Genomic DNA, 26,551 nt, shown 5'->3' with positions numbered 1-26,551 from the left:
CGCCTTCGACCTTGCGACGGGCGGCCAGAGTGACCGCCCGTTTGCTTTCCGCCCTGCCGGGTGCGGCCAGGATCCGCACCCACCGACCACCGAGGTACCATCATGCCCGCCCGCCTGCGCGCCTGGCTGCTCGTGACCCCCGCGACCCTGCTGGTCGTGCTGTTCCTGGTCCTGCCCGTGCTTTCGACGCTCGCCACCACATTCGGCGATCCCAACGGGGTCCTTGCGCCCTATGCCACCTTCTTCAATTCGCGCTTCCGCATGACCGTCCTGTGGCGGACCATGGAAGTGGCCGTCATCACCACGGTCGTGTCCGTGGCCGTGGGCTTTGCCACGGCCTGGGTCGTGGCCAAGGCGCCGGGCCGGGCGCGGTCATTGCTGATCATCGCGGCGGTCTTCCCGCTGCTGACCGGCGTGGTCGTGCGGTCCTTTGCCTGGCTGGTCATCCTGGGCAAGAACGGCATCCTGAACAATTTCCTGATCTGGACCGGGCTGATCACCGAGCCGCTGTCGATGCTTTATACCCAAGGGTCGGTCATCGTGGCGATGATCTATCTCTTCGTGCCGCTGATGATCCTGACGCTGGTCGGCGTGCTCGAAGGCATCCCGCAGGACCTGACCGATGCCGCGGCCTCGCTGGGCGCCACGCCCGCGGCGACGTTCCGACAGGTCATCCTGCCGATGGCCGTGCCCGGGCTTATCGTGGGATCGGTGCTGGTCTTCACCGGGTCTTTCACATCCTATGCCACGCCCCAGCTGCTGGGCGGCGAGCGCCAGATGATGATGGGCACCTTCCTTTACCAACGGGCCATGGTGACATTCGACTGGGTCGGAGCCTCGACCATCGCGGCCGTCATGGTCGTGGTCACGCTGGCCACCGTCATGATCATGTCGAACCTGGCGCGCAGACTGAACCCGGTGGCCGGCTGATGCAGACACGTACCCATCCCCTTCTGATCGCCTTCGCGGTCCTGGTCTTCTTCTTCCTGCTGGGCCCGCTGGTCATCATCATCGGCTCGGCCCTGTCCGAGACCAGCTACCTGACCTTCCCGCCGCAGGGGCTGACCCTGCACTGGTTCGAAAACATCTTCGAGATCTCGGCCTTCCGGCGCACGATGATGACCTCGTTCATGCTGGCCGTGGGCGGCACCGCCCTGTCGATGCTGATCGGCATTCCGGCGGCTTATGCCCTGGCCCGCTACCGGGTCGAGGTGCCGCGGTTCCTGGGCAATGTCTTTGTCCTGCCGATCCTGATCCCGGAAATCGTGCTGGGCTTTTCGCTGATGAAATCGCTGGCCACCGGGCTGGGCCTGCCGATCACCCTGTCGCTGCTGGTGGGCCATGCCCTGCTGGTGCTGCCCTATTGCGTCCGTGTCGTGGGCGCCTCGCTGAACAATTTCGATTTTTCCATCGAAGAGGCCGCCGTGTCGCTGGGCTGCACCCGGACAAAGGCCTTCTTCGTCGCCGTCCTGCCCAATATCCAGGCCGGCATCATCGCCGGGTTCATCCTGGCCTTCATCACCTCTCTCAATGACGTCTCGGTGTCGATCTTCCTGACCGGGCCCGGCGTCTCCACCCTGCCGATCCAGCTTCTCGCTCACATGGAACAGTTCTTTGATCCGACCATCGCGTCGGTCTCGGTCCTGCTCATGTTCGTCACCGTGGCCGTCATGGCCATCGTGGAACGCACCCTCGGCCTGACCTTCCTGACCAAATGACCGTATCCCTGACCCTCGACAACGTCTCCGCCCATTACGGCTCCACCAAGGTGCTGGAGGATCTTTCCCTTCACGTGGGCGAGGGCGAGCTTGTCTCGCTGCTGGGCTCCTCGGGCTGCGGCAAGACCACCACGCTGCGGCTGGTGGCCGGCTTCCTGCAACCGACGGCCGGCACGATCCGGCTGGGCGACCGCGACCTGACCCGCCTGCCGGCCCATGCCCGCAACATCGGGCTGGTGTTCCAGACCTATGCGCTGTTCCCCCACCTGACCGTGCGCGACAACGTGGCCTTTGGCCTGAAACAGCGCGGCGTCGGCAAGACCGAGCGCAATGCCCGGGCCGACGAGATGATCGGCCGTGTCGGGCTTGACGCCCTGGCCGACCGCCATCCGGCCAACCTGTCGGGCGGCCAGCGCCAGCGCGTGGCCCTGGCCCGGGCGCTGGTCATCGAACCGCCGCTGCTGATGTTCGACGAGCCGCTGTCGAACCTCGACGCCAAGCTGCGCGTCGACATGCGCGTCGAGATCCGCCGGCTGCAACAGGCCAACGGCACGACGGCCGTCTACGTGACCCATGACCAGGAAGAGGCGTTTTCGATCTCGGACCGGGTGGCGATCATGAATGCCGGGCGCATCATGCAGCTGGACACGCCCGAGGTGCTCTATTCGAAACCGGCCAATGCCTTTGTCGCCGATTTCGTGGGCTTCGAGAACATGATCCGCCTGCGTGTCGTGGCCGAGGCCGGCGATGCCGTGCGGGCCGAGATGGAGGGCGGCGGCACGCTGGACCTGCCGCGCGGGCAATTCACCGTGCCGGGCAAGGATTTCATCCTGGCCGCGCGGCCCGACGGGCTGCTGGTCACGCCCGAGGGCGCCGGGTCGGGCATTCCGGCGCGGCTGGGCCTGCGCACCTACCTGGGCCGGGCCTACCAGTACCAGTGCGAGACCGTCGGCGGCGTGTCGGTCATGGCCAACGGCCCGCTGTCGGCGCCCTATGACAGCGGCATGGGCGCGGTGCTGGTGCCCCAGCCCGACCAGTGCTGCCTGCTGCCGGTCGAAGAATGAGCCCGGCCGACCCGCGCCCGGGCAGCGATGCGTCGGGTCTCGTGGCCGATCGCCTGCTGGTCGATGCGCGCATCCTGACCATGGATGCGCAGGCCCGCGAGATCGGGCGCGGCTGGGTCGCCCTGTCCGGCGACCGGATCGCGGCGCTGGGGCAGGGCGATGCGCCCGCCGCCCTGGCCGGGCTGCCGGCCGAAGACATGGCCGGCGACCTGCTGATGCCGGGCATGGTCAACCCCCATGCCCACCTGGCCATGACGCTGTTCCGGGGCCTGGGCGAGGATGTCGACGACCGGCTCTTCCGCTACATCCTGCCGCTGGAACGGGCGCTGGTGACGGCCGAGGTGGTCGAGGCCGGCACCCGGCTGGCCGCGGTCGAGACGATCCGGGCCGGGGTGACCACCGTGGCCGACATGTATTATTTCGAGGACCGGGTCGGCGCCGTGCTGGACGCCGCCGGGCTGCGCGGGGTGGTCGGCCAGACCCTGGCCGATTTCGACGCGCCCGACCATGACACGATGGACGAGGGCTTTGCGCGGCTCGACGCGCTGGCCGATCTGTATCGCGACCATCCCCGGATCACGGCCTCGGCCGCGCCCCATGCGCCCTACTCGACGGACCTGGCGGTGATGAGCCGGGTGGCGCAATGGGCGGCCGATCATCCCGGCCTGCCGGTCCAGATGCACCTGGCCGAAACCCATGCCGAGCTTGACTGGGCCCAGAGGACCCACGGCTGCACGACGGTCGAGGTGACCGACCGCGCCGGGCTGCTGGGCCCGGCCCTGGTGGCCGCGCATGTGATGTACCCGACCGAAGGCGACATTGCCCTGCTGGCCGAACGGGGCGTGGGCGTGGCCCATAACGCCCGGTCGAACGGCAAGGCCGGGCGGGGCATCGCCCCGGTGACCGCGCTGCGCGCGTCCGACGTTCCCGTCGGCCTCGCCACCGACGGGCCGATGTCGGGCAACACGCTGGATCTCTTTGCCCAGATGGCCCCGGCGTCGATGTTCCAGAAGATCGCCGGCGGATCGCGCAAGCCCTTGCCCTGCATCGACGTTCTGCGCATGGCCACGATCGAGGGCGCCCGGGTGCTGGGCATGGACGACCGCATCGGCTCGATCGAGCCGGGCAAGCAGGCCGACCTGGTCCGCATCTCGCTGGATGACCCCCGGCTGCACCCGATCTACGACCTGGCCTCGGCCCTGGTCTTTGCCGCCCTGCCGACGGATGTGCGCGCCACGATGGTCGCCGGCAGGTGGCTGATGCAGGACCGCCGGCTGACCGGGCTGGACGCCGACAAGGCGCTGGCCGATGCGCTGCAGGTGGCGACAAGCTTCAAGGCGCGCATCGCCGAGATTGACAGGACCAAGACATGACCGACCAGATCCTTTCCCATATCGATGACACGATGCAGGCCCGGCTGGACCGGCTGTTCGAGCTGATCCGCATCCCCTCGGTGTCGACCGATCCGGCCTTTGCCCCCGACGTGGCCCGGGCCGCCGACTGGCTGGCCGCCACCCTGCGCGAGATGGGCGCCGAGGCAAAGGTCTGCCCGACCATCGGCCATCCGATGGTCGTGGGCCATCTGCCGGGTCCGGCCGATGCGCCGCATGTGCTGTTCTACGGCCATTACGATGTCCAGCCCGCCGATCCGCTGGACCTGTGGGACACCGACCCGTTCGAACCGGTGCTGAAACCGGTCGACGGCGATACCCATATCGTCGGGCGCGGGGCCTCGGACGACAAGGGCGCGCTGATGACCTTTGTCGAGGCCTGCCGGGCCTATGTCGAGACCGTCGGCGCCCTGCCGATCCGGGTCAGCTTCCTGTTCGAGGGCGAAGAGGAAAGCGGCTCGCGGTCGCTGCCGGGGTTCCTGGAACAATCGGCCAGTGAGCTGGAATGCGACATCATCCTGGTCTGCGACACCGACATGTGGGACCGCGAGACGCCGGCGGTGACCACCATGTTCCGCGGGCTGGTGGGGCAGGAGCTGACCATCCGCGCCGGCGACCGCGACCTGCATTCGGGCATGTTCGGCAATGCCGCGGCCAATGCGCTGGCGGTGATGGCCGATGTGCTGGCCAGCCTGCGGACGCCGGACGGAGGCGTGGCGATTGAGGGCTTCTATGACGGGGTCGAGGAGCTGGCGCCGGAGACTGCCGCCGAATGGGCGGCGCTGCCGTTCGACGAGGAAGGCTTTCTGACCGGCGTGGGGCTGAAGGTGCCGGCCGGAGAGGCCGGGCGGCCGGTGCTGCAGCAGGTCTGGGCGCGGCCTTCGTGTGAGATCCACGGGATCTGGGGCGGCTACACGGATCCGGGCTTCAAGACGGTGATCCCCTGTGAAGCTCATGCCAAGGTCTCGTTTCGCCTTGTCGCCGGGCAGGAGCCCGAGAAAATTCGTACGAATTTTCTGGCGCACGTACGAAGCCGGTTGCCCGAGGATTGCACGGTCACCTTCGAAGACCACGGCCTGGCCCCGGCCTGGGCGATGGACCCGTCCAACCGCTTCCTGGCGCCTACGCTCGATGCGCTGGCCGCCGAATGGGGCCGGTCGACGACCTGCGGCACCGGCGGGTCGATCCCGATCATCGGGGCGCTCAAGGACGCCCTGGGCGTGGATGCCCTGCTGGTCGGCTTTGGCCGGTTCGACAACCGCATCCATTCGCCGAACGAGAAATACGACCTGTCCAGCTTTCGCGGCGGCATGCGCAGCTGGGTGCGGATCATCGAAAGGCTGGCCACATGCAAGTGATCATCGACACCGACCCGGGCATCGACGATGCCATCGCCATTCTCTACGCCCTGCGCCATCCCGGCCTCGACGTGCTGGCCCTGACCACCCTGGGCGGCAATGTCGGCCTGGGCGTGACCACGCCCAATGCCGGGCGCATCGCGGCGCTGGCCGGGGTGGATGTGCCCGTGCATCCCGGGGCCGATGTGCCGCTGGGCCGCGAGCCGCGCTCGGAAACCGCGATCCATGGCAATGACGGGCTGGGCGGGGTGGCCTTTCCCGATCCGCTGGCCCCGCCGTCGGACGAAGGCGCCGTGGCGGCCATGGCCCGCATCCTGATGGCCGCGCCGGTCGGCACGGTCGACCTGCATTGCCTCGGCCCGCTGACCAATGTCGCCCTGCTGCTGGCCGATGCCCCCGAGGCCGCCCGGCGCATCCGCCGGGTCATTGCCATGGGCGGGGCCGTGGACGAGCCGGGCAATGTCGGCCCAAAGGCCGAGTTCAACATCGCCCATGATCCCGAGGCCGCCGCCCGCGTGCTGGCCGCCGGGCTCGACCTGACGCTGATCCCGCTGGACGCCACCCGCCAGCTGCGCGCCGATGCGGCATATCTCGACCGCCTGCGCGCGGCGGACAACGCCCCGGCCCGGGCCACGGCCGACCTGATCGACGCCTATTTCGTGCAGACCGCCCACCAGGCCAAGGGCGCCGAAAGCCGCCCGCTGCACGATCCCTGCGTGCCGCTGCTGGCCTGCCACGAAGCGCTGTTCCACGTCGAGCCAAGGGCGCTGGACGTCGACCTGGACACCGGCGCGCTGGTGCCCGGCGATTGCCGCATCCGCGTGGCCATGGGCCTGCAGGCCGACGCCCTGCGCGATGCCCTGCTGGACGGCCTGTCGGCATGACCGCCATGCGCCTCGATGTCTGGCAGAGCCTGCATGACGACCTGCATCCGGGCGTCCAGCCCGACCAGGAGACCTTTGCCGTGGCGCTCGGCCCGCGCCAGGTCCTGCTGCCGATCCGGGCGCTGCCCGACAGCGACCGGGGCGTGGCCTCGCTGATCCTCAACCAGGCCAGCTTTGACGTGCTGGACGCCCTGGCCGCGACCGTGGCCGAGGGCCTGCGCGCCCATGCGCCCGAAATCATCGTGGCCGTGCCGACGCTGGGCCTGCCCCTGGCCGAGGCCGTGGCCCGGCGGCTGGGCCACCCGCGCATGGTGCCGCTGGGGAATTCGCGCAAGTTCTGGTACGACGATGCCCTGTCGGTGCCGATGTCCTCGATCACCACGCCGGGCGGGGGCAAGCGGCTCTATCTCGATCCGCGCATGCTGCCCCTGCTGGACGGCCGCCGGGTGGCCGTGGTCGACGACGTGCTGTCGACGGGCAGCTCGATCGCCGCCGTGCTGGACGTGCTGGCCCTGGCCGGGGTTGTGCCCGTGGCCCTGGGCGCGGCGATGCTGCAGGGCGAGAGCTGGGCCGGCAAGGTCGGCGACATGCCCGTCTGCGCGGCCTTCCGCACGCCGATCCTGGCGCGCGCCGGGGCAGGGTGGGTGGCCCCGTGACCGACCGCGCCCCGACCTCCGGCTTTGCTTCGACGGCCGCCGCAAACGCCGCGACCTCCGCAACCGCCCCCGATCCCGCGACCCGCGAAATCACCGCCGCGGGCGAGGCCGCCCTGCGCCGCGAGTTGATCGACGTCTCGCTGGGCCGGACGCCGGCCGACACGCTGCTGCGCCTCGGCCGGCTGCTCGACACCCACAGCGGCCTGTGGCGCCCGGATGTCGAGCTGGCCATCTGGCGCGGCCGGGTGGCCTTTGTCGGGTCGCGCGGCAGCTATCCCGGCACCGCCGGCCAGACCATCGACCGCCCCGGCCTGTCGGCCGTGCCCGGGCTGGGCGAGGTGCACAAGCATATCGAAAGCAGCCATGTCACCCCCGAATACGAGGCCGCGCTGGTCCTGCCCCGGGGCAACACCTGGACCTGCGAGGCCAGCCACGAGTTTTCCAACGTCGTGCCCGCCCGCACCCTGGATTTCTGGCTGGCCGCCCGCCGCGCCGGCTCGCCGCTGAAGATCTTCCCGCTGCCCGGCTCGGCCGTGCCGCCCACGGCCTGGGAACACGGCGCCCATCTCGATGGCGACGACCAGAGCCGCTTCCTGGCCGAAAGCCTGATGGTGGCCGGGCTGGACGAGGTCATGGACTGGCCCGCCGTGCGCGATGCAGCCAACCCGGCCCATCCCCGGCTGTGGTCGATGATCGAGGCCACCTGGCAGGCCCGGGCCGTGGTCGAAGGCCATGCGGCGGGCATCCGGGACCTGCCCAACATCAATGCCTTCTCGGCGTCGGGCATCACTTCGGACCACGAGGCCTGGACCGCGCAGGAGGCCTTTGACAAGCTGCAGGCCGGGCTTTTCGTCGAGATCCGCATCCACACCGGGGCCGAGATCATCGCCGGGCTGCTCGAACGCGGGCTGCGCGACTGGTCGCAGGTGGCGCTGGCCACCGATGACCGCCCTGCCGCCGACGTGCTGGACGGAGGCGCGACGGACCGCAACGTGCGCATGGCCATCGAGGCCGGGCTGCCGGTGGAAACCGCCGTCCAGCTGGCCACGATCAACCCGGCCCGCCACATGCGCCTGACGCCCTGGGTGGGGTCGGTCGCGCCGGGGCGCTTTGCCGACCTGGTGCTGCTGTCGGATGCCGACAGCTTCCGCATCGCCGAGGTCTGGGCCGACGGGCGCCAGGTCTCCGAGGGCGCGCGCTACATCGGGCCGCTGCCGCGGATCGACTGGCCCGACTGGGCCCGCCAGACGGTCAATATCGGCCGACCGCTCGATGCCGCCGATTTCGCGATACCGGCCGATGCAGGCCGGGAGAGCATGTCCGCCGCCGTGCTGCGCCCGTTCCACTGGGATGACGATTTCCTGACCTACACGCTGCCGGTCGCCGACGGCACCGTCCAGCGCGACCCGGGCCGCAACATCACCAAGTTCGCCATCGTCGATCGCTATTCCGGCCAGGCCGGCGTGTCCCGCATGTTCTGGCTGGGCTGCGGCCCGCGCGATCCCGGCACGGCGCTGTGCTGTTCGATGGCCCATGACAAGCACAACATCTGGGCCGTCGGCTCCTGCGATGCGGCCATGGCCCTGGCCGTCAACACCTGCGCCGAGATGGGCGGCGGCTGGGTGCTGGTTCATCACGGCCAGGTCGTGGCCACCGTGGCATACGAGATCGCCGGCCTGATGACCGCCCGCCCGGCCGAGGCGCTGCAGGCCGACATGGCCGCGCTCTATGCCGCGGGCGACAAGGTCGACTGGATGTTCGAGCCCAGCTTCCATCCCCGCTGGGGCCCGGGCTTTCCCGAACGGCTGGCCTTTGCCACGCTGACCTGTTCGCCCTGGCGCTGGAACCTCGTCGCGCCCTCGGCCCATGCGCCGCAGGGGCTGGTGCAGGTGCAGACGGGCCAGACCCACCCGGTGGTCTGGTAGCGCGCCGGCCCGGGTGCCCCCCGCGCCGCCGCACCGCCCGCCCGGTGTTGCGTTCAGCGCACAAGTCCACGGCAAAGCGCATCGCTTTGCCGTGCCGCGACCGGGGGTGGGGCAAGCCGGCTATGCAGTTGAAAAACCTTCTGTTAGGACAGCTCTACCCGGTTTCCGGCGCTCTTGCCCCCCTGCGGGCGGGGCGCGCGGCAGGCAGACCGGACCGGCCTGGCTGACCCCGGGCCATAGCCAAGGGAGCGCCGGCCCCGCCTGCCGGCCGCCGTGCCAGCGGAATGCCGTCGAATGCAGCGCCGAACCATCGACCCCAAGGCCGGCCCGCCGGTCACCGGCCGGACCTCCGATGTCCCGGCCCATGCGCAGACCCCCGATGGGGCGGCCGGCGAGCCAGGCGAACCACGGGGCCGGTCGATCCCGCTGAAACCGGCCGTCCTGCTGGTGGTCATGGCCATCACCCTGCCGGTCCTGCTGGCCATCATCCAGATCAACTACCGCTCGACCGACCGCGTGGTGCGTGACCATGCGATGGACCTGGTCGAAACCTTCCGCGCCGAGACGGTCGAGGACATCGCCGGTGAGTTCCGAACCTTCACCGCCCTGATCGCCACCGCTGCCGAGCTGGGCGGGCAGGAGCCGGGCTTTTTCGGCAACAACCGGTCGCTGGGCTACCTGCTGCGCGTCCTCCAGCACAGCCAGACCGCGATCAACGCCTATGTCGGCATGGCCGACGGATCCTTCCGCCAGGCCCGCCGGATCAGCGATCCCTCGATTGCCATCCATGACAGCCTGCCGCCGCCGGGGGCCGAATTTGCCTGGCGCCTGCTGGAACCGGAGCCGGACCGGCCGCTGTTGGACCGGTACGTGTTTCTCGACGGCGAGGGCCGCGAGCTGGGCGAGGTCGCGGTCGGGACAGATTATGACCCGCGCGAACGGCCCTGGTATCGCCAGGCCGCCGAGGCCGGCACGACCACGATGACCGATCCCGAGATCTTCTGGGCCTTCGGGCTGGTCGGCTTTACCGTGGCTGCGCCCTTTGGCCAGGCCCCGGGGGCCGGGCCGGATGGGGCTGATGCCCCCGCCGGGGCCGGTGGGGCGGGTGGAGCTGGTGCGTCTGCCGGGGCCGGTGGGGCGGGTGGAGCTGATGCGTCCGCCGGGGCCGGTGCAGCCGCTGTGGCCGCCGGGGCCGCTGGAGCGGGTACGACGGCCGGGGCGGATGTCCCCGCAGCAGCCGATGCGCCCGGGGCCGATGCGCCTGCGCCGGCTGGCGCACCCGATGCCCCCGCCGCGACCGATATGCCCGATGCGCCTGCGGGGGGCGTTGCACCCGATGCGCCCGTCATTGCCGATATCCCCGATCTGCCCGCCATCCCCGCCGAGGATGCGGGCGGGCCGGTCGATCCGGCCGGTGTCGTGGCCATCGACGTCACGCTCGACAATTTCTCGGCCTACCTGGCCGACAACCCGCTCAGCCCCAACAGCGTCAGCTACCTGCTCGACGATGGTGGCAACGTGCTGGCCGCTTCGGACCGGTCGATGCAATACGGCGACGACAACCGCGCCCTGCGCCTGCCGCATGTCACCGACCTGGGCGACCGGCTGGTCGCCCTGGCCTATGCCAACCGCCCGCAACAGGCCGCCGACGAGGTCTTCAGCTATGTCCACGAGGGGCAGGAATACATCGTCGGCCTGTCCGACTTCGCCGATGACCTTGGCAAGCCCTGGCGGCTGATGGTCCTGACGCCGCTGGCTGATTTCACCGCCGAACTGACGCGCAACAACCGCCACATGATGATCTTTGGCCTGGTCGCCGTGGCCGTGCAGCTGCTGATCATCTACCTGGTGGCCAGCCTGGTGGCCTCGCCCCTGCGCCGGCTGTCGGCCAAGGTCGCCCGCATCCAGGCGCTGGAACCGGGGGACGACCTGCCGGCCGTGCACTCCTCGGTCCGCGAGATCGCCGCGCTGTCGCGGGCCATCGACACGCTCGACATCGCCGTCCAGGCTTTTGCCCGCTTCGTGCCCGTGGGCCTGGTGCGCCAGCTGCTGATGTCGGATCAAAAGCTGGACATCGGCGGGCAGAGCAAGTTCCTGACGATCTTCTTTTCCGACATGGAGGGCTTTTCGGCCCTGGCCGAGCGCATCGCCTCGCGCGAGCTGCTGCAACGGATCTCGACCATGCTTGAACTGGTCTCGGGGCAGGTCCACCGCGAACGGGGCACGATCGACAAATTCGTCGGCGACGGGGTGATGGCCTTCTGGGGCGCACCGGCGTCGCTCGATGATCACGCCTGGCATGCCTGTGTCGCGGCGCTGCGCATCCAGCAGCAGCTGGAGCGCATGAATGCCGGCTGGCGGGCCGACGAGGCCCCGCCGATGCGCCTGCGCGTGGGCATCCATTCCGACAGCGTGCTGGTGGGCAATGTCGGCTCGAAGGAACGGATGAGCTATACCGTGCTGGGCGATGGCGTGAACATCGCCGCCCGGCTGGAAGCGCTGAACAAGGAATACGGCACGCTGATCTGCATCAGCCACGACACCTTCCGCGAGGCCGGCGACCGGCTGTGCGTGCGGCCGGTCGACGAGGTGTCGGTCAAGGGCCGGCGGGCGCGGATCACGGTCTACGAGCTTCTGGGCGCCTACGAGGCCGGGGGCGAGCTGGAACCCGATGCGGCCGACCTGGCCCTGGCCCGGGCCACGCGGGCGGCTTTCGATGCGCTGGTGGCCGGGGATCGGGCCGGGGCGCTGGCTGGCTACCGCGCGGTGCTCGACCTGCGGCCCGAAGACCCGGTGGCCCGGGTGCATGTCGACCGGCTGACCGGCGAGACGCCGGCGCGGCTGGCAGAGGTGGCCCGTGACGACAGCTGATGCCACGGCCTTTCGCCCCAGCGCCTATTCGGCGCTGGTCATCCGCCAGTTGCTGCGCCATCGCGACCGGGTGGCGGGGGCGCGGGTGCTCGACCTGGGCTGTGGCGGCGGCGTCCTGCTGGCCGCGGCGCGTGACCTCGGCGCGGCGGGGCTCTGTGGTGTCGACATAGAGCCGGCGGCGCTGGCCGAAACCACCCGCCTGCTGGCCGAGCCGCCGCCGGGTGGCCCGGTGGCCGACATCCGGCCGGGCAGCCTGTTTGGCCCCTTTGGGGGCGAGCGGTTCGACATGGTGCTGGCCAACCTGCCGCATTTCCCGATGGATCACGCCGCCATCGACACGCGCCTGCCCAGCTGGAGCGATGGCGGCGATGACGGGCGGCGGCTGCTCGATCCGGTCATCGCCGGGCTGGGTGACCACCTGGCGCCCGGAGGCATGGCGCTGGTGGCCCATAACGCCTTTGTCGGGCTGCCGGCCACCCGGGCGCTGGCCCGGGACCACGGGCTGGAGGCCCGGGTGATCGACGGCATGACCGTGTCCATCGCCCGCGAAAAGCTCACCCACATGACCCCGGCGGTGCTGACGCGCGAGATGGGAACGACCCTGCATCAGTTCGGCGGCCATGTCTTTGCCGAGGTGCTGGTGCTGCGGATCGCCCGGCCCGGCGATCACCCGGACCCGGCCGACGGCTCCCGCGCCCGTCCGCCGACGGATCACCCCGGGTGAGGCGGCACGGGCTGGCCCTGTTGCTGGCGCCCTTGCTGTGGCTGGCCTGCCTGGTGCCCGGCTGGGCGCTGACCCCGGACGAGGCCCTGGCCGATCTGCTGGCCCGCACCCGGGCCGACCTGCCCGGGGCCTGCGCCGCGCCCGAAGACGCCCTGGTGCGGGTGCTGTGCTCGGGCCGATTGCGCGTGGGCGTGCGCGACAGCTATCCGCTGTTCGCGACCCGGCTGGGCGCCGAACGCTTCGGCTATGACATCGACGTGGCCCGCATCCTGGCCGCCCGGCTGGGCGTGACGCCCGAATGGGTGGCCGTCACCCCGGCCACGCGGATTTCCACCCTGGCCGAGGGCGGGGCGGACGTGGTCATCGCGACCATGGGCCACAACACCCGCCGCGATGGCCAGGCCCGGTTCATCCGCCCGCATTACTACCGGTCGGAAACCATCATCGTCGGCCCGCGCGACCTGGACGTGGCCGACTGGCCCGACCTGCGCAACCGGACGGTTTGCACGACGATCGGCAATTACGCCAATGCCCAGATCGTCGCCCGCGACCTGCGGGTGATGCTGTTCGACGGGGCCGGGCGGCTGCCCGCCGCCCTGCGCGACGGCACCTGCCTGCTGGCCTCGCATGACGACAGTTTCTTTGCCTCCTACTTTGCCGATCCCGATTTCGCCGACCGGTTCACGCCCAAGCTGGGCTTTGACCCCGTGCCCTGGGGCATGGCCGTGGCCCGCAGCGGTGCCGACGACCTGGCCAGGGCGCTGGAGCTGATCAGCCAGGTCATGCATCGCGACGGCGATTTCCTGGCCCTGGCCCGGGCCGACGAGATCTTCACGGCCTTCCTGGAAGACCAGCAGGCGCTCTGGGCCAGCCCGGCCTGCGCCGATCCGGACCGGCTGTCGCCCGGCTGCCTGATCCCCGCGCTGGATGCCACGCCTAACCCCACGCGCTTTGCGCCCCGGGTCGAGGCCGCGCTGGCCTGGTCCAAGGAGACCCTGGGCGTGGCGCCGACCCTGCCGATGCTGATGACCCAGCCGGCCTGGAACCTTTTCCTGGCGGGCATGGTCAATTCGCTGGTCCTGGTGGCCGGCGCGCTGGTGGCCACGCTGGCCTGTGCGCTGGTCGTGGGCTGGCTGTCGGCCGTGCGCTGGCGCGGGGTGCGGGTGCTGGCCTGGCTGCTGGTCGTCACGCTGCAATCCTCGCCCGTGCTGCTGACGCTGGTTGTCGTCACGGCCATCGCCCATGCCCTGTTCACCTTTTCGGCCGCCGTGGCCCTGGGCGCGGCCATCGTGGCGCTGGGGCTGATGAACGGCTGCAACGCGGGCCAGGCCATCGGCGAGGCGGCCGACAGCCTGCGCCGCGAAGAAGGCCTGGGCCGGGGGCTGAGCTGGCCGCTCTACCGCGCGGCGGTGGCCCGGTCGATCACCCAGCTGCTGTCCTTCCTGGTCAACGCGGCCAAGGGCACGCCGGTGGCCAGCTTTACCGGCGCGCCCGAATTGCTGGCCGCGCTGACCGACATCACGTCCTTTGCCGCCGGGCGGGCCACGACCTATACGCTGGTCCTGCTGTTCTACATGGCCGTCGTGTCGGTGGTGGTCTGGGGCTGCAACCGCCTGCGTGCGCGCATCGCGGGCGGCGGCGTTGCGGAGGGGCGGTCATGAGCCTGCTGGGCGAACTGCTGGCCTCGGATTACCCGCGCGACCTGGCCCGGGGGATGGTGGTGAATTTCCGCATCGCCGGCATGGCGCTGGTCTTCGGGCTGGTGCTGGGCCTGCCGCTGGCCCTGGCCCTGGCCGGATCGCGCGGCTGGCGACGGCTGGTCGGCCCGTTGATGGGCGTAATGCGCGCGGCGCCGACCTTTGTGGTCATGTTCTTCCTGCTCAATGTCATCCCGTCCGACCTTGTGATCGCGGGGCTCTACCTGCAGCTCACCGGGCCGCTGATCGTCGCCCTGTCGCTGGTGCCCTATGCCGCGTCCTATGCCGCCGACAACGGCAGCGAGGCGCTGCTCAGCCTGCGCCGGGGATCGGCCGAAGGCGCCTTGCTGTTCCTGCCCAACATCGTGCGGGCCTTCCTGGTGCTGGTCATGTCGTCCAGCACCGGCGCGGCGATCGGGGTCAACGAAGGCGTGGCCGTGGTCCTGCGCGAGGCCGACCGCTGGCCCGACCTGGGCGACAAGCTGGTCGTCTTCGGCATCGGCGTGCTGGCCTTTGGCCTGGTGTTCCAGACAGGCTTTGCCCTGATGCGGCCCGTCGTGGCCTGGCTGGGCCGGCGGTACGGCCGGGCACGGGCGGCCTAGCGCCCCGCAGGGGCGGCGGCCTTTCGGCGTGGCGGCGGCCCGCTCCGGCTGTCGCCCAGTTGGGCCGACGGCCCATTCTTCCCCTCTGGCCGGCGTCCGGGTGCCCATCGCGAAAATTCTTTGAACCGAGGTCCTGCGCGGCACGACTGATGATCAGCAATGCAGGCAAGGGCATTGCCGGTCTTTCAAGGAGTATTTTCTTATGGCAATTGAGAACGTGGCAAACCCCGGCACCGAAAGCGATGCCAATGACCTGGTCCTGGGCAGCAGCGGTGCGGATATCATCGACGCCCTGGCCGGCGAGGACATCGTGGCCGGTTTTGGCGGCGACGACGTCATCCGCGGCGGCGACGATGATGACACCCTTCTGGGCATGGATGGCGACGACACGCTGATCGGCGATCGCGGCAACGACATCATGGACGGCGGCGACGGCGACGACCGGATGATCTGGAACAACGGCGACGGCTCCGACGTGATGGAAGGCGGCGACGGGTTCGACACCGTCGAGGTCAACGGGTCCTCCGATGCCGGCGACGTGTTCGAGATCGCGGCCGGCGAGGATGGCCGGGTCGATTTCGCGCGCACCAATTTCGGCAATTTCACCCTGGATATCGGCACGACAGAAGTGCTGGAGGTCAACGGCGGTGGCGGTGACGACGTGATCACCGCGGGCGAAGGGCTGGCCGACCTGATCCAGTTGGTGCTGTCGGGCAATGACGGCAACGACCAGATCACCGGCGGCGACGGCGACGACCTGTTGTCGGGCGGCCGGGGCGACGACGTGCTGGTCGGCGCCCGGGGCAATGACATCATGCAAGGCAATGCCGGCAACGACCGGATGATCTGGAACAACGGCGACGGCTCGGACGTGATGGAAGGCGGCGTCGGGATCGACACCGCCGAGGTCAACGGCTCGGGCAGCAACGGCGATGTCTTCGAGATCGGCGCGGGCGAGGATGGCCGGGTCGATTTCGCGCGCACCAATTTCGGCAATTTCACCCTGGATATCGGTACGACCGAGGTGCTGGAGGTCAACGGCGGCGGCGGTGACGACGTGATCACCGGCAGCGAAGGGCTGGCCGACCTGATCACGCTGGAACTGTCGGGCAATGCCGGCAACGACCAGATCACCGGCGGCGACGGCGACGACCTCATGTCGGGCGGCAAGGGCAATGACGTGCTGGTCGGGGCCAAGGGCAACGACATCATGCAGGGCAATGCCGGGGCCGACCGGATGATCTGGAACAACGGCGACGGCTCCGACGTGATGGAAGGCGGCACCGGCAAGGACACCGCCCAGGTCAACGGCTCGAACGGCAGCGGCGATGTCTTCGAGATCGCGGCCGGCGAGGACGGCCGGGTGGATTTCGCGCGCACCAACCTGGGGGAATTCACCCTGGATATCGGCACGACCGAGGTGCTCGAAGTCTTTGGCGGTGGCGGTGACGACGTGATCACCGGGGGCGAAGGCCTGGCCGACCTGATTTCGCTGCGCCTCTTCGGCGGCGAGGGCAACGACCAGATCACCGGCGGCGACGGCGACGACCTGCTGAACGGCGGAGCGGGCAACGACGTGCTGGTGGGCTTTCGCGGAGCCGACGAGATGAACGGCGGGGCCGGCCAGGACACGATGATCTGGAACAACGGTGACGGGTCGGATGTCATGAACGGCGGCAAGGGGCTGGACCGGGCCGTGGTCAACGGGTCGGACGGCGGCGACGATGTCTTCGAGCTGAATGCCGATGGCGCCGATTTCGACTTTGCCCGGACCAATTTCGGCCAGTTCACCATCGACATTTCGACCACCGAGATCATCGAGCTGAACGGCGGCGGCGGCAATGACACGATCATTGCGGCCGAAGACCTGGCCACCACGGCCGTGCTGCAGCTGAACGGCGGGACGGGCGACGACACGATCACCGGCGGCAATACCGACGACCGGATCGACGGCGGGGCGGACAACGACCTGCTGACCGGCGGCAGCGGGGCGGATGTCTTTGTCTTCTCGGGTGGCGACGACGTGATCACCGATTTCGAACAGGGCGTCGACCTGGTCGAGCTGGCCGTCGAGTTGCCGCTGGGCTTTGACGTGGCCGGCAGCCTGGAACAGGTCGAGGATGACGTCGTGCTGACCATCGGCACCGACAGCCTGACCTTTGCCGATCAGCAGCTGGACCAGTTCAGCGCCCAGGATTTCGGCCTGTAACGGGCCGCAAAGGGACGGTTTGCCCCGTCTTTCGCAATCTCCGGGGCAAACCTGGACCCCGTCGGCCCCAGCCGGCGGGGTCCGTCTTGTCGTGGAAAGAGAAATACGGATGATGCAAGTGACAGCAAGCGAGACGATGCGGGGGAGGATCCGGTGCAGGATGCAGAACTGCTGACCCGCATCGGCCAGGGCGACCGGGCGGCGATGAAGGTCTTCTACGAACGCCACCAGGCCGGGCTTTACCGGTTCATCAAGCTGCGGCTGGGCGATGCCTTCGAGGCGGCCGACGTGATGCAGGAGGCCTTTCTCGAGGTCTGGAAGGCGGCCGGGCGGTTCCGGGGGCAATCGTCGGTCAAGACCTGGCTTTACGGCATCGCGCGCAACAAGGCCGTGGACCGGGTGCGCAAGGCCCAGCGGGTCAGCCTGCGCGACGCGCCCGACGACACGCTGGCCGATGACAGCCCCTCGGCCCAGGCGGTGATGGAAGCGGCGGCGGATGCGCGCAAGCTGAAGGCCTGCCTGGGCAAGCTGCCCGAGGTGCAGCAGAGCGCGGTGCGGCTGGCCTTCTACGAGGACCTGTCATACCCGCAGGCGGCCGAGGTCGAGGGCGTGCCGGTGGGCACGATCAAGACGCGCATCCACCATGCCAAGAAGCTGCTGATGCGCTGCCTGACGCGCGAGGCCGTGACGGTGTGACTGCGGCCGGCGAAAGCCGGGGCGAAGGCCGGCGGGACAAAGGCGGGAAGCCTGATTGGTAACAGTCGGGCGACAGGAGTGACCCCAAAAGCAAAACGCAGCCCATCGGGGATGGACTGCGCGGAGACGGGGGCGGGCTTGGCCGGCCCGGGGACGGGCCGGCGCGCGGTTCAGTCGGCCTGGACATGGGCCACGAGGGCCGGGCTGTCGGCAAAGGTCTGCAGGGCGGCGGCCCGGGCGGTGTCATCGTCATAGGCCACCTGCCACAGGCCCAGGGCGCTCGGCCCGTCGACGATGCGCCCGCCGGTGGCATCGAGCAGCCCGCGCAGCTCGGCCTCGGTGGCCTGGGGCGCAAAACCCACGGTCAGGACAAAGGCCGCCGCGGTCGGGCCGCTGGCCGTGCCATAGCCCGCGCCGGGCCCGTCGATCAGGGGCGTGGCCAGGAATTGCCAGCCGATCACCGCGGCCACCGCCGCACCGGCCGCCACCGCCCATGTCGGCGTCCGGCGAACGGCCGGTGACGGGGCAGGGGCCAGGCCCCGGGTCTGTGCATCCTGTGCGTCCTGCGCGGCCATGGCCCGTTCCAGCCGCTTCCAGCCCAGCTCGCCGGGGGCCAGCTCGTCCTGGTCCTGTTGCATGACATTGCGGAGCCCCTGCATCACGGCCAGCTCGGCGGCCAGGTCGGGATCCGCCGCCGCCGCCCGGTCGATCGCCGCCCTGTCCGGGCCGGGCAGGCGCCCGGCGATATAGTCCAGCAGCGCCTCTTCGCCGGGGCGGTCTTCCCCGTGGTCCCCATGTCCGGACATGTCCAGAGCTCCTTCGTGTTGTCCCGCGCCGGTCCATCCCGGCCGGCCCTGACATTGGGTCGCATGACAGGGCCGATCGGTTCAAATTTCAAGCGCCGGATCGTGCTCCGGGGCACATTTTCCTCAGCAATCCGGCCCGGCCACGACCAGCCCCGCGCCATAGGTCGCATCGCGCCCGGGCTGGCCCAGGTCGATCGTGCTGGCCCCCAGCCGCTGGCGGATCGCCCCGGCCGGTGCGCCGTAGAGCGCGGGATCGGCGGCAATGCGCGCGGTGACGAAAGGCACGGCCATCGAGGTGCCCGAGACGAAATGGCCGGCGCCCCCGGTGTCGACATAGATGTCGACGCCCGGCGCGGCGGCATCGACATGGGCCCCGCGCACGGCCTTGTCATAGATCCGGCCCCGGGCGTCCACGGCCGTCACGGCCACGACATTGGGCAGGGCGGCGGGATAGCGCGGCGCCGCCCCGGCGCCGTCATTGCCCACTGCCGCCACGATGATCATGCCCCGGGCCACGGCCCGGTCGACCCCCCGGTCGAGCAGCTTGTTGTAGGGCCCGGCCAGGCTGATGTTGACCAGCCGCACATCATGGGCGGCCAGCCAGTCGAGCGCGCGGAGCAGGCTGTCGACCCCGGCCTCCTCGCGGCCCCGGGCCGAACGCCCGATGACATCGGCGGCGTAAAGCGCCGTGCCCTGCAGGCGGCGCGGGTCGAGCAGGACGGCGGCGACCTCGGTGCCGTGGCTGTCGGGGCCGGGCGCGCCCCGGGCGAAATCGCCGGTCTCGATGCGGGTGCCGGTCCGGGCGGCCAGGGCCGGATCGACGCCGGTGTCGAGCATGCCGATCGGGCCGCGCGCCGGGCAGCCGCCGGCGGGCCAGTGCATCAGCGCGCTGGCATAATCGAACCGGTCGGCGACGGTGGTCTGCGGGGCGGGCGTCGCGGCGGCGGGCACATAGGCATGGTTGACCCCGGCGGTGGCCGCGGGCTCGATGGCCTCGAGCGCGGCAATCGCCCCGGGCCCGTCCAGCGGGGCGGGGATCTCGTAGCGCAGCATCCACAGGCCGATGCCGGCCAGCTCGACCCGTTCGCGAAAGCCAAAGCCCTGTCCCCGGGCGCCTCGGTCCAGCCGGTCGGCAGCGGCCCGGCCGGGCACCAGCGCGACGATCTCGCGGGCGTCGACCACGTTGGCCGCATCGGCCCGGATCTGCGAGGCCGGCGGCGGGTCGGGATGGTCGGCGACACAGCCGGCCAGCAAGGCCACGGCCATCACCAGCGCGGCCAGCGGCCTGGCCGTTGTCCCTTGCTGTTCTCGCTTCATGGCCCCGGCCTCCCTGCTTGTGCTGCGCCTGTCCTGCTTGCCCGATTGGGCCGGAAAAGCCAGCCTTTTCCGGCGCGCATCCCCCATCCGGCCGCGTTCCGCCCCCGGAGCGGCCCGGTTCGGCCCGGATTTGACGCGATCTGCGGTGCGGGGCGGCCTTGGGGCCGGATAGGGACGCGCGGGTGGGCCTACCACAATCTGTGCCTCGGGCCTTACCCGGGGGCAAGTCTGGTGTCCGGCTGAAGAACACCCCGGAACCCACGGAAAAGACGACACAAAAATGGCACACTCCCGGCAGGCTTGGTGACAAGGTATCTCAGGCGGGGCCGGTTTGCGTGTTATGGTATGTCCGTCCGGCGGTGCAACGACATCGCCCGAGGCTTCGAGCAGTCAACGAAGAATGAGTGAAAAAGGACCGACCATGAAAGCAATGCATCTTGCGCTTGCCGCCACCCTGGCGGCCACGTCCCTTGTCGGCGCGACCTCGGCCTCGGCCGAGCTGCGCCTGGCCAACCGGTTTGCCAATGCCCTGTCGAACTCGGTCGACACGATTGCCGGACTGGGCAGCAGCCTGGGCGGATCGGGCGAGGCCGAAAAGGCCGGCCTGCCGGCGTCGGGCGATGTCTTCCACATGTACGGCCAGTCCGGCGGGTGGTTCATCTTCCACAACAGCAGCAGCGGCACCTGCCTGGCCGAGAAGTTCGACGCCAACATGAACGCCGTGCAATTCGGCAAGACCAGCGACGAGACCGAGGCCTTCATGGCCGTCTATACCCAGCTGCCCGACGCCTTCCGCCAGGGCCGGCAGAAGACCACGCTGACCGTCGGCGACCTGAGCCAGACGGGCAAGCTGGGCCGGCGTCAGCGGGCCGGGGGGCAGGCCTATACCGGGGCCTTCGTGAAATCGCCCAGCCAGGATTTCATCACCAGCGCGGGTTACGTGACCAGCACGGTCAAGATGTGGGGCAAGGAGCTGGAAACGGTGATCAGCCTCGACGGCAGCGCCGAGGCGCTGCAGGCCACGCGCGAATGCGAGGCCAATGCCGGCATCCGGCCGGTGGCAGACGAGACCGCGCAGGGGGCGTAAGCCTCCGCGACGGGACCGCGGCGCGCAAACAGGCCGGCACCTACGATCGGCGCGCCCGCGAGGGGTACGCAACGGGACAGTGAAAGGCCCGGCAGGTTCAGCCTGCCGGGCCTTGTCATGTGGAGGGAGGGCCGATCAGCGCAGAGGTGCGACCGGATGCGGCGGTCACGTCGAACAGGCGCGACCGGGTGGATTGACGGTCCAAAGCCGGTGACTGCGGGGCGGTCGTCTGATGGGACTGACGGGGTGGACCGGCCATGAAACAGCTGCGATCACGGCCCGGTCATCGACAGGCGTGACCGGGCGGAGCAGCCATCGAACAGGGGCGATCAGGGGGATCAGCCGTCCGACAGAGGGGACCGGGCGGACCGGCCATCGAACGGCCGTGACTGCGCCCGGCCACCGTTCGGGGGGCACCGGGCGCGGTCAGGTCTGACCGGGCGCGATCAGGCGCCCTGGGCCGCGGCGCGGATGGCTGCGATGTTGGCGCCATAGGGCGCGGGATCGTCGACCGACCCGCCGCGGAAGACGGCCGAGCCGGCCACCAGCACATCGGCCCCGGCGGCGGCGACCAGCGGCGCGGTGGTCGGATCGACCCCGCCGTCGATCTCGATATGGATCTCGCGGTCGCCGATCATCTCGCGCAGGCGGCGGACCTTGGCTGTCATGTCCAGGAACTTCTGGCCGCCGAAACCGGGGTTCACCGTCATCACGCAGACCAGGTCGGCCAGGTCGAGCAGCTCGGCCACGGCCTCGGCCGGGGTGCCCGGGTTCAGCGCCACGCCGGCCTTCATGCCGGCCGCACGGATGGCCTGCAACGTGCGGTGGATATGCGGGCCGGCCTCGACATGGGCGGTCAGGATGTCGGCCCCGGCATCGGCATAGGCATCGATGTAGGGATCGACCGGCGCGATCATCAGGTGCACGTCCATCACCGTCTTCACATGGCGGCGAAAGGCCTTCACGGCCGGCGGGCCGAAGGTCAGGTTGGGCACGAAATGCCCGTCCATCACGTCGACATGGACCCAATCGGCGCCCTGCGCCTCGATGGCCCGGATCTCGCGCCCGAAATCGGCGAAGTCGGCGGACAGGATGGACGGTGCGATCTTGATGGAACGGTCAAACGGCATGAGAGCCCTCCCCGGGGTATAGCCCTGTGGCATCGGTGCGCGCAGGTGGCAACCTGTGCGGCGGCAGACAGGCTGTCTCATACTGAGACGCCCCGGCCGGGGCAAGCCGGGCCGGGGCGTCAAGGATGTGCTCTGCCCCCGGTCAGGGGGCAGGGATGGCCGGGATCAGGCGTCGAAGCGGTCGGCGTCCATCACCTTGGTCCAGCAGGTGACGAAGTCGTTGACGAACTTCTCGGCGTTGTCGTCCTGGGCATAGACCTCGGCATAGGCCCGCAGGATCGAGTTCGAGCCGAACACCAGGTCGACGCGCGTCGCGGTGAACTTGACGTCGCCCGTGGTGCGCTCGCGGATCTCGTAGGTGCCACCTTCGACCGGGACCCAGCTGTAGGACATGTCGGTCAGGGTGGTGAAGAAATCCGGGGTCAGCGCGCCGACCTTGTCGGTGAAGACACCATGGGCCGAGCCGCCGTGGTTGGTGCCCATCGCCCGCATGCCGCCCATCAGGCAGGTCATCTCGCCGGCGGTCAGGCCCATCAGCTGGGCGCGGTCCAGGAGCATTTCCTCGGGGCTGACGACATAGTCTTCCTTCTGCCAGTTGCGGAAGCCATCGGCCAGCGGTTCGAGCGGATCGAAGCTTTCGGCATCGGTCATCTCGTCGGTGGCATCGCCCCGGCCCGGGGTGAAGGGCACGGTGACGTCATAACCGGCCGCCTTGGCCGCCTGTTCGACACCGACATTGCCGGCCAGCACGATGACATCTGCCACCGATGCCCCGGTCTCGGCCGCGATGGGTTCCAGCACCGACAGCACGCGGGCCAGGCGCTCGGGCTCGTTGCCGGCCCAGTCCTTCTGGGGGGCCAGGCGGATGCGGGCGCCGTTGGCCCCGCCGCGCATGTCCGACCCGCGATAGGTGCGGGCGCTGTCCCAGGCTGTGTTGACCATGTCGGTCAGCGACAGGCCGGCCGCGGCGATCTTGGCCTTGACGGCATCGACATCATACGAGGTCGAGCCGGCGGGCACCGGATCCTGCCAGATCAGGTCTTCGCTGGGCACGTCGGGACCGAAGTAGCGGACCTTGGGGCCCATGTCGCGGTGGGTCAGCTTGAACCAGGCGCGGGCGAAGGTATCGGCAAAGTAGTCGGGATCGGCGATGAACTTCTGGCAGATCGCGTTGTAGGTCGGGTCGACCTTCATCGCCATGTCCGCATCGGTCATCATCGGCATGCACTTGATCGAGGGGTCCTCGACGTCGGCGGGCATGTCCTCTTCCTTGATGTCGATCGGCTTCCACTGGTTGGCCCCGGCGGGCGACTTGGTCAGCTCCCATTCGTAGCCGAACAGCATGTCGAACCAGCCCATGTCGAACTTGGTCGGGTTGGTCGTCCAGGCGCCTTCGATGCCCGACACCACGGTGTCGCGGCCGACGCCACGGCCCTTGGTGTTGAACCAGCCCATGCCCTGGGCTTCGAGGCCGGCGGCTTCGGGGTCGGCCGACAGGTTCTCGGCGTCACCGTTGCCGTGGCTCTTGCCGATGGTGTGGCCACCGGCGGTCAGCGCCGCGGTTTCCTCGTCGTTCATCGCCATCCGCGCAAAGGTCTCGCGGATCATCGACGCCGTGCGCATCGGGTCGGGGTTGCCGTTCACGCCCTCGGGGTTGACGTAGATCAGGCCCATCTGCACGGCCGACAGCGGGTTGGCCAGCGAGGTCGGATCGGTCAGGTCGCCGTAGCGGTTGTCGGACGGCGCCAGCCATTCCCGCTCGTCACCCCAGTAGGTGTCCTTTTCGGGATGCCAGATGTCTTCGCGACCGAAGGCAAAGCCAAAGGTCTTCAGGCCGGCCACTTCATAGGCGATCGTGCCCGACAGGATCATCAGGTCGGCCCAGGAGATCTTGTTGCCGTATTTCTTCTTGATCGGCCACAGCAGGCGGCGGCCCTTGTCGGTGTTGACGTTGTCCGGCCAGGAGTTCAGCGGCGCAAAGCGCTGGTTGCCGGTGCCGCCACCGCCACGGCCGTCAGCCAGGCGATACGAGCCGGCCGCGTGCCATGCGACCCGGGCGAACATGCCGACGTAGGAGCCCCAGTCGGCCGGCCACCATTCCTGGCTGTCGGTCATCAGCTTGCGCAGGTCATCCTTCAGCGCTTCGACGTCGAGCGATTCCAGTTCCTTGCGGTAATCGAAATCGGTGCCCAGCGGTTTGGTCTTGATGTCCTGCTGGTGCAGGATGTCGAAGTTGAGCGCGTTCGGCCACCAGTCCGTCACGGTCTTGCCCGATGCGGTCATGCCACCGTGCATCACCGGGCATTTGCCGGCGGGGATATCGTTGCCGTCCATGTTGTACTCCTTTGCTGACAAGGCCGGTGTCGCGGCCTTCTGGTCGTTGGCTGTCGTGCCGACGGAACCCGGTGCGGCGCCCTCTGTCGTCCATCCGGAGCAGGCACCGGAGCGTCTCCGTTCAGCGCCCCTGATACCATGTCTGACCATAAAGTTAAGTTGTATTTCCTGATCGTCATGATAAGTTTTTCCTATGATAAATCTGACCATGAAACACCTGCGATATTTCGAGGCGCTGGCCCGTCACGGCCATTTCGGACTGGCCGCCGAGGCCTGTTCGATCTCGCAGCCGGCGTTGTCGGTCCAGATGAAGGAACTCGAAGCCCTGCTGGGTGCGCCGCTGATCGACCGCACCGCCCGGCGCATCCGGCTGACCGGGCTGGGCGAGCTGCTGGCCGAGCGGGCGCGCGAGATCCTGCGCCAGGTCGACGAGATCGAAGACCTGGCCCGCACGGCCCATGGTTCGCTGTCGGGGCGGCTGCGGCTGGGGGTGATTCCCACCGTTGCGCCCTATCTTCTGCCCCGCCTGATCGGGGCCTTTGCCACCCATTTCCCCGATCTCGATCCGCGCCCGCGCGAGGCGGTGACCGGACGGCTGATCGACGATCTGCTCAAGGGCCGGCTGGATGCGGCCATCGTGGCGCTGCCGGTCTCGGAACCGGCGCTGGAGGAACGTGCGCTCTTTGACGAGGAATTCGTGCTGGTCCGGCCGCTGTCGGAGGCCAACGAGCCGGTGCCCGCGCCGGACACCCTGCGCGAGATGCGCCTGCTGCTGCTGGAAGAGGGCCATTGCTTCCGCGACCAGGCGCTGTCGTTCTGCCAGCTGACGCCGTCGGTCACGCGCGAGCTGATGGAAGGCTCATCGCTGTCGACGCTGGTGCAGATGGTCGGGGCGGGGATCGGCATCACGCTGATCCCGGAAATGGCCGTGCCGATCGAAACCCGTTCGGCCATGGTTTCGGTCGCCCGGCTGTCGCGGCCCCGGCCGACGCGGACCATCGGCATGGTCTGGCGCCGCAGCTCGCCGCTGGCCGATCACCTCGACCGGGTGGCCGACGTGGTGCGCGATGTCGGGCTGGAGATGGGGGCGGACCTGGGCGGTGGTTCCGGGGCCCGGGCCGGTGGGATGGCCCCGGGCTGAAGCCGCGCGCCGGGTCGGCCGGTCAGGCCGTGTCCAGGCGGAACTTCAGGAATTCCTGGCCGTCATGCACGACCCGGCCCATCGGCTGGGCGCCCAGCCGGCGCAGCGCGCCGAGGTGGCGGCGCGACGGGGGCAGCAGGAAGGTCACGTAAGGCATGCGCGCGTCCCGGCGGGCGAAATCCAGCGCCTGGGCGGTGATCCGACGGCCAAGCCCAAAGGCGTCGCCGGTCAGCACCAGTCCGAAATCCCATTCGCCGTCTTCCTTCTGGAACCCGCCCCAGCCGACATATTGCCCATCGGCCAGGAAGGCCCAGTGACCCAGCCCGTCGCGCAGCCAGCAGGCTTCCTTGGCCGCGACAAAGCGGGCGGCCATGGCGGCGTCGAAGGGGTCTGTCAGCAGCGGCAGGTGGGCGATGACCCGCGGATCGGACATGTGGGCGACCAGCAGGTCCGGGTCGATGGCCGGCAGGCGGGCAAAGGTGATGACCGGCCCGCCGGGGTGCGGGGCGGTGTCGGCGGGCGGTTGGGCAAGAGGGCGCGTCATGGCCTTGGTTCCTGGCTTTCGTGTCGTGATCACAAAGGCCAGCGCGCCGGCACGGTCAAGCGTGCAAGCGCCGGCCGGGCGCTCACCTGTGATCACGAATGGCGGAAGGGCCCGGCGGTCGGGCCGTTTGGGCGGGCGCGGTCGCGGAGCGCGCGGTTTGTTGGAGAGAGGTGTCCTGCCGGGCAGGGCCGTCGGGTCGAGGTCCTTCCGGCAAGAGGGTCGCGGGCGCGGGAGCCATTCGGCGGTCGCCGGATGTCCGAGGGGCGAAAGTAGAGTGCAGGGTGGGCCCGAATGGCAAGGCCCGGTTGCTGGGTGGGGTTTGGTCCGGGGATGGCCCTGTTGCAACGCGCTGAGTGCAAGGCCGACGGCCGGTGTCGCTGCTTGGGCCATTGCATGG

At 69.6% G+C, this 26,551-nt stretch carries 21 protein-coding genes; 16 read left to right on the top strand and 5 right to left on the bottom strand.

Features of this window, described 5'->3' with window-relative positions; translation table 11 throughout:
* The first annotated feature begins 102 nt into the window (after positions 1 to 102).
* The 14 genes from ACK3BB_RS16545 (at position 103) to ACK3BB_RS16480 (ending at position 17,795) form a co-directional block, all read left to right on the top strand.
* The gene (locus tag ACK3BB_RS16545) at positions 103 to 930 is read left to right on the top strand and encodes an ABC transporter permease (protein ID WP_428925740.1); all 828 of its coding nucleotides are present in this window, start codon (positions 103 to 105) and stop codon (positions 928 to 930) included.
* The gene (locus ACK3BB_RS16540; protein WP_428925739.1) at positions 930 to 1,718 is read left to right on the top strand and encodes an ABC transporter permease; all 789 of its coding nucleotides are present in this window, start codon (positions 930 to 932) and stop codon (positions 1,716 to 1,718) included. The genes ACK3BB_RS16545 and ACK3BB_RS16540 overlap by 1 nt, the downstream gene beginning before the upstream one ends.
* Positions 1,715 to 2,782, top strand: a complete 1,068-nt coding sequence (locus ACK3BB_RS16535) for an ABC transporter ATP-binding protein (protein WP_428925738.1) — start codon at positions 1,715 to 1,717, stop codon at positions 2,780 to 2,782. Before ACK3BB_RS16540 ends, ACK3BB_RS16535 begins: the two co-directional genes overlap by 4 nt.
* Positions 2,779 to 4,155 (top strand): amidohydrolase family protein, encoded by a 1,377-nt coding sequence (locus ACK3BB_RS16530; RefSeq protein WP_428925737.1) that lies wholly within the window; start codon positions 2,779 to 2,781, stop codon positions 4,153 to 4,155. The genes ACK3BB_RS16535 and ACK3BB_RS16530 overlap by 4 nt, the downstream gene beginning before the upstream one ends.
* A complete protein-coding gene (locus tag ACK3BB_RS16525; RefSeq protein WP_428925736.1) occupies positions 4,152 to 5,531 on the top strand; it encodes a M20/M25/M40 family metallo-hydrolase in 1,380 nt (459 codons plus the stop codon). Before ACK3BB_RS16530 ends, ACK3BB_RS16525 begins: the two co-directional genes overlap by 4 nt.
* The gene (locus tag ACK3BB_RS16520) at positions 5,522 to 6,415 is read left to right on the top strand and encodes a nucleoside hydrolase (protein WP_428925735.1); all 894 of its coding nucleotides are present in this window, start codon (positions 5,522 to 5,524) and stop codon (positions 6,413 to 6,415) included. The genes ACK3BB_RS16525 and ACK3BB_RS16520 overlap by 10 nt, the downstream gene beginning before the upstream one ends.
* Positions 6,412 to 7,071, top strand: coding sequence for a phosphoribosyltransferase (locus tag ACK3BB_RS16515; RefSeq protein WP_428925734.1), 660 nt, complete (start codon positions 6,412 to 6,414; stop codon positions 7,069 to 7,071). The genes ACK3BB_RS16520 and ACK3BB_RS16515 overlap by 4 nt, the downstream gene beginning before the upstream one ends.
* Positions 7,068 to 8,996 carry an adenine deaminase gene (locus ACK3BB_RS16510; protein ID WP_428925733.1) on the top strand — a complete coding sequence of 643 codons (1,929 nt, stop codon included), beginning with the start codon at positions 7,068 to 7,070 and terminating at the stop codon, positions 8,994 to 8,996. The genes ACK3BB_RS16515 and ACK3BB_RS16510 overlap by 4 nt, the downstream gene beginning before the upstream one ends.
* A 294-nt stretch (positions 8,997 to 9,290) precedes the next feature.
* Positions 9,291 to 11,867, top strand: a complete 2,577-nt coding sequence (locus ACK3BB_RS16505) for an adenylate/guanylate cyclase domain-containing protein (protein WP_428925732.1) — start codon at positions 9,291 to 9,293, stop codon at positions 11,865 to 11,867.
* A complete protein-coding gene (locus ACK3BB_RS16500; protein ID WP_428925731.1) occupies positions 11,854 to 12,591 on the top strand; it encodes a methyltransferase domain-containing protein in 738 nt (245 codons plus the stop codon). Before ACK3BB_RS16505 ends, ACK3BB_RS16500 begins: the two co-directional genes overlap by 14 nt.
* A complete protein-coding gene (locus tag ACK3BB_RS16495; protein ID WP_428925730.1) occupies positions 12,588 to 14,252 on the top strand; it encodes a transporter substrate-binding domain-containing protein in 1,665 nt (554 codons plus the stop codon). Before ACK3BB_RS16500 ends, ACK3BB_RS16495 begins: the two co-directional genes overlap by 4 nt.
* Positions 14,249 to 14,890 carry a hypothetical protein gene (locus ACK3BB_RS16490; protein WP_428925729.1) on the top strand — a complete coding sequence of 214 codons (642 nt, stop codon included), beginning with the start codon at positions 14,249 to 14,251 and terminating at the stop codon, positions 14,888 to 14,890. The genes ACK3BB_RS16495 and ACK3BB_RS16490 overlap by 4 nt, the downstream gene beginning before the upstream one ends.
* 202 nt (positions 14,891 to 15,092) lie before the next feature.
* The gene (locus ACK3BB_RS16485) at positions 15,093 to 17,099 is read left to right on the top strand and encodes a calcium-binding protein (RefSeq protein ID WP_428925728.1); all 2,007 of its coding nucleotides are present in this window, start codon (positions 15,093 to 15,095) and stop codon (positions 17,097 to 17,099) included.
* 153 nt (positions 17,100 to 17,252) lie between these two features.
* Entirely contained in the window at positions 17,253 to 17,795 is a 543-nt protein-coding gene (locus tag ACK3BB_RS16480; RefSeq protein WP_428925727.1) for an RNA polymerase sigma factor, read from the top strand.
* A gap of 170 nt (positions 17,796 to 17,965) precedes the next feature.
* On the opposite strand, the gene ACK3BB_RS16475 is transcribed toward ACK3BB_RS16480, so the two are convergent.
* Positions 17,966 to 18,601 carry a hypothetical protein gene (locus tag ACK3BB_RS16475; protein ID WP_428925726.1) on the bottom strand — a complete coding sequence of 212 codons (636 nt, stop codon included), beginning with the start codon at positions 18,599 to 18,601 and terminating at the stop codon, positions 17,966 to 17,968.
* Positions 18,602 to 18,724: 123 nt separating this feature from the next.
* Positions 18,725 to 19,918, bottom strand: a complete 1,194-nt coding sequence (locus ACK3BB_RS16470) for a S8 family serine peptidase (protein ID WP_428925725.1) — start codon at positions 19,916 to 19,918, stop codon at positions 18,725 to 18,727.
* 421 nt (positions 19,919 to 20,339) lie between these two features.
* Here ACK3BB_RS16470 and ACK3BB_RS16465 point away from each other — a divergent pair, with 421 nt between their 5' ends.
* Positions 20,340 to 21,005 carry a hypothetical protein gene (locus ACK3BB_RS16465; RefSeq protein ID WP_428925724.1) on the top strand — a complete coding sequence of 222 codons (666 nt, stop codon included), beginning with the start codon at positions 20,340 to 20,342 and terminating at the stop codon, positions 21,003 to 21,005.
* 446 nt (positions 21,006 to 21,451) lie between these two features.
* On the opposite strand, the gene rpe is transcribed toward ACK3BB_RS16465, so the two are convergent.
* The gene (gene rpe / locus ACK3BB_RS16460) at positions 21,452 to 22,135 is read right to left on the bottom strand and encodes a ribulose-phosphate 3-epimerase (RefSeq protein WP_428925723.1); all 684 of its coding nucleotides are present in this window, start codon (positions 22,133 to 22,135) and stop codon (positions 21,452 to 21,454) included.
* Positions 22,136 to 22,300: 165 nt separating this feature from the next.
* Positions 22,301 to 24,469 (bottom strand): catalase/peroxidase HPI, encoded by a 2,169-nt coding sequence (gene katG / locus ACK3BB_RS16455; RefSeq protein ID WP_428925722.1) that lies wholly within the window; start codon positions 24,467 to 24,469, stop codon positions 22,301 to 22,303.
* Positions 24,470 to 24,662: 193 nt separating this feature from the next.
* Here katG and ACK3BB_RS16450 point away from each other — a divergent pair, with 193 nt between their 5' ends.
* A complete protein-coding gene (locus ACK3BB_RS16450; protein WP_428925721.1) occupies positions 24,663 to 25,610 on the top strand; it encodes a LysR substrate-binding domain-containing protein in 948 nt (315 codons plus the stop codon).
* Positions 25,611 to 25,632: 22 nt separating this feature from the next.
* On the opposite strand, the gene ACK3BB_RS16445 is transcribed toward ACK3BB_RS16450, so the two are convergent.
* Positions 25,633 to 26,154: a GNAT family N-acetyltransferase gene (locus tag ACK3BB_RS16445; protein ID WP_428925720.1), complete on the bottom strand. Its 522-nt coding sequence runs from the start codon at positions 26,152 to 26,154 to the stop codon at positions 25,633 to 25,635.
* Positions 26,155 to 26,551: the final 397 nt, after the last annotated feature.

Source organism: Marinibacterium sp. SX1 (assembly GCF_050389775.1).
In the GTDB taxonomy this organism is placed as follows: domain Bacteria; phylum Pseudomonadota; class Alphaproteobacteria; order Rhodobacterales; family Rhodobacteraceae; genus Marinibacterium.
The sequence above is the reverse complement of the archived record's forward strand: the minus strand, read 5'-3'. Positions and strand labels throughout refer to the sequence as shown.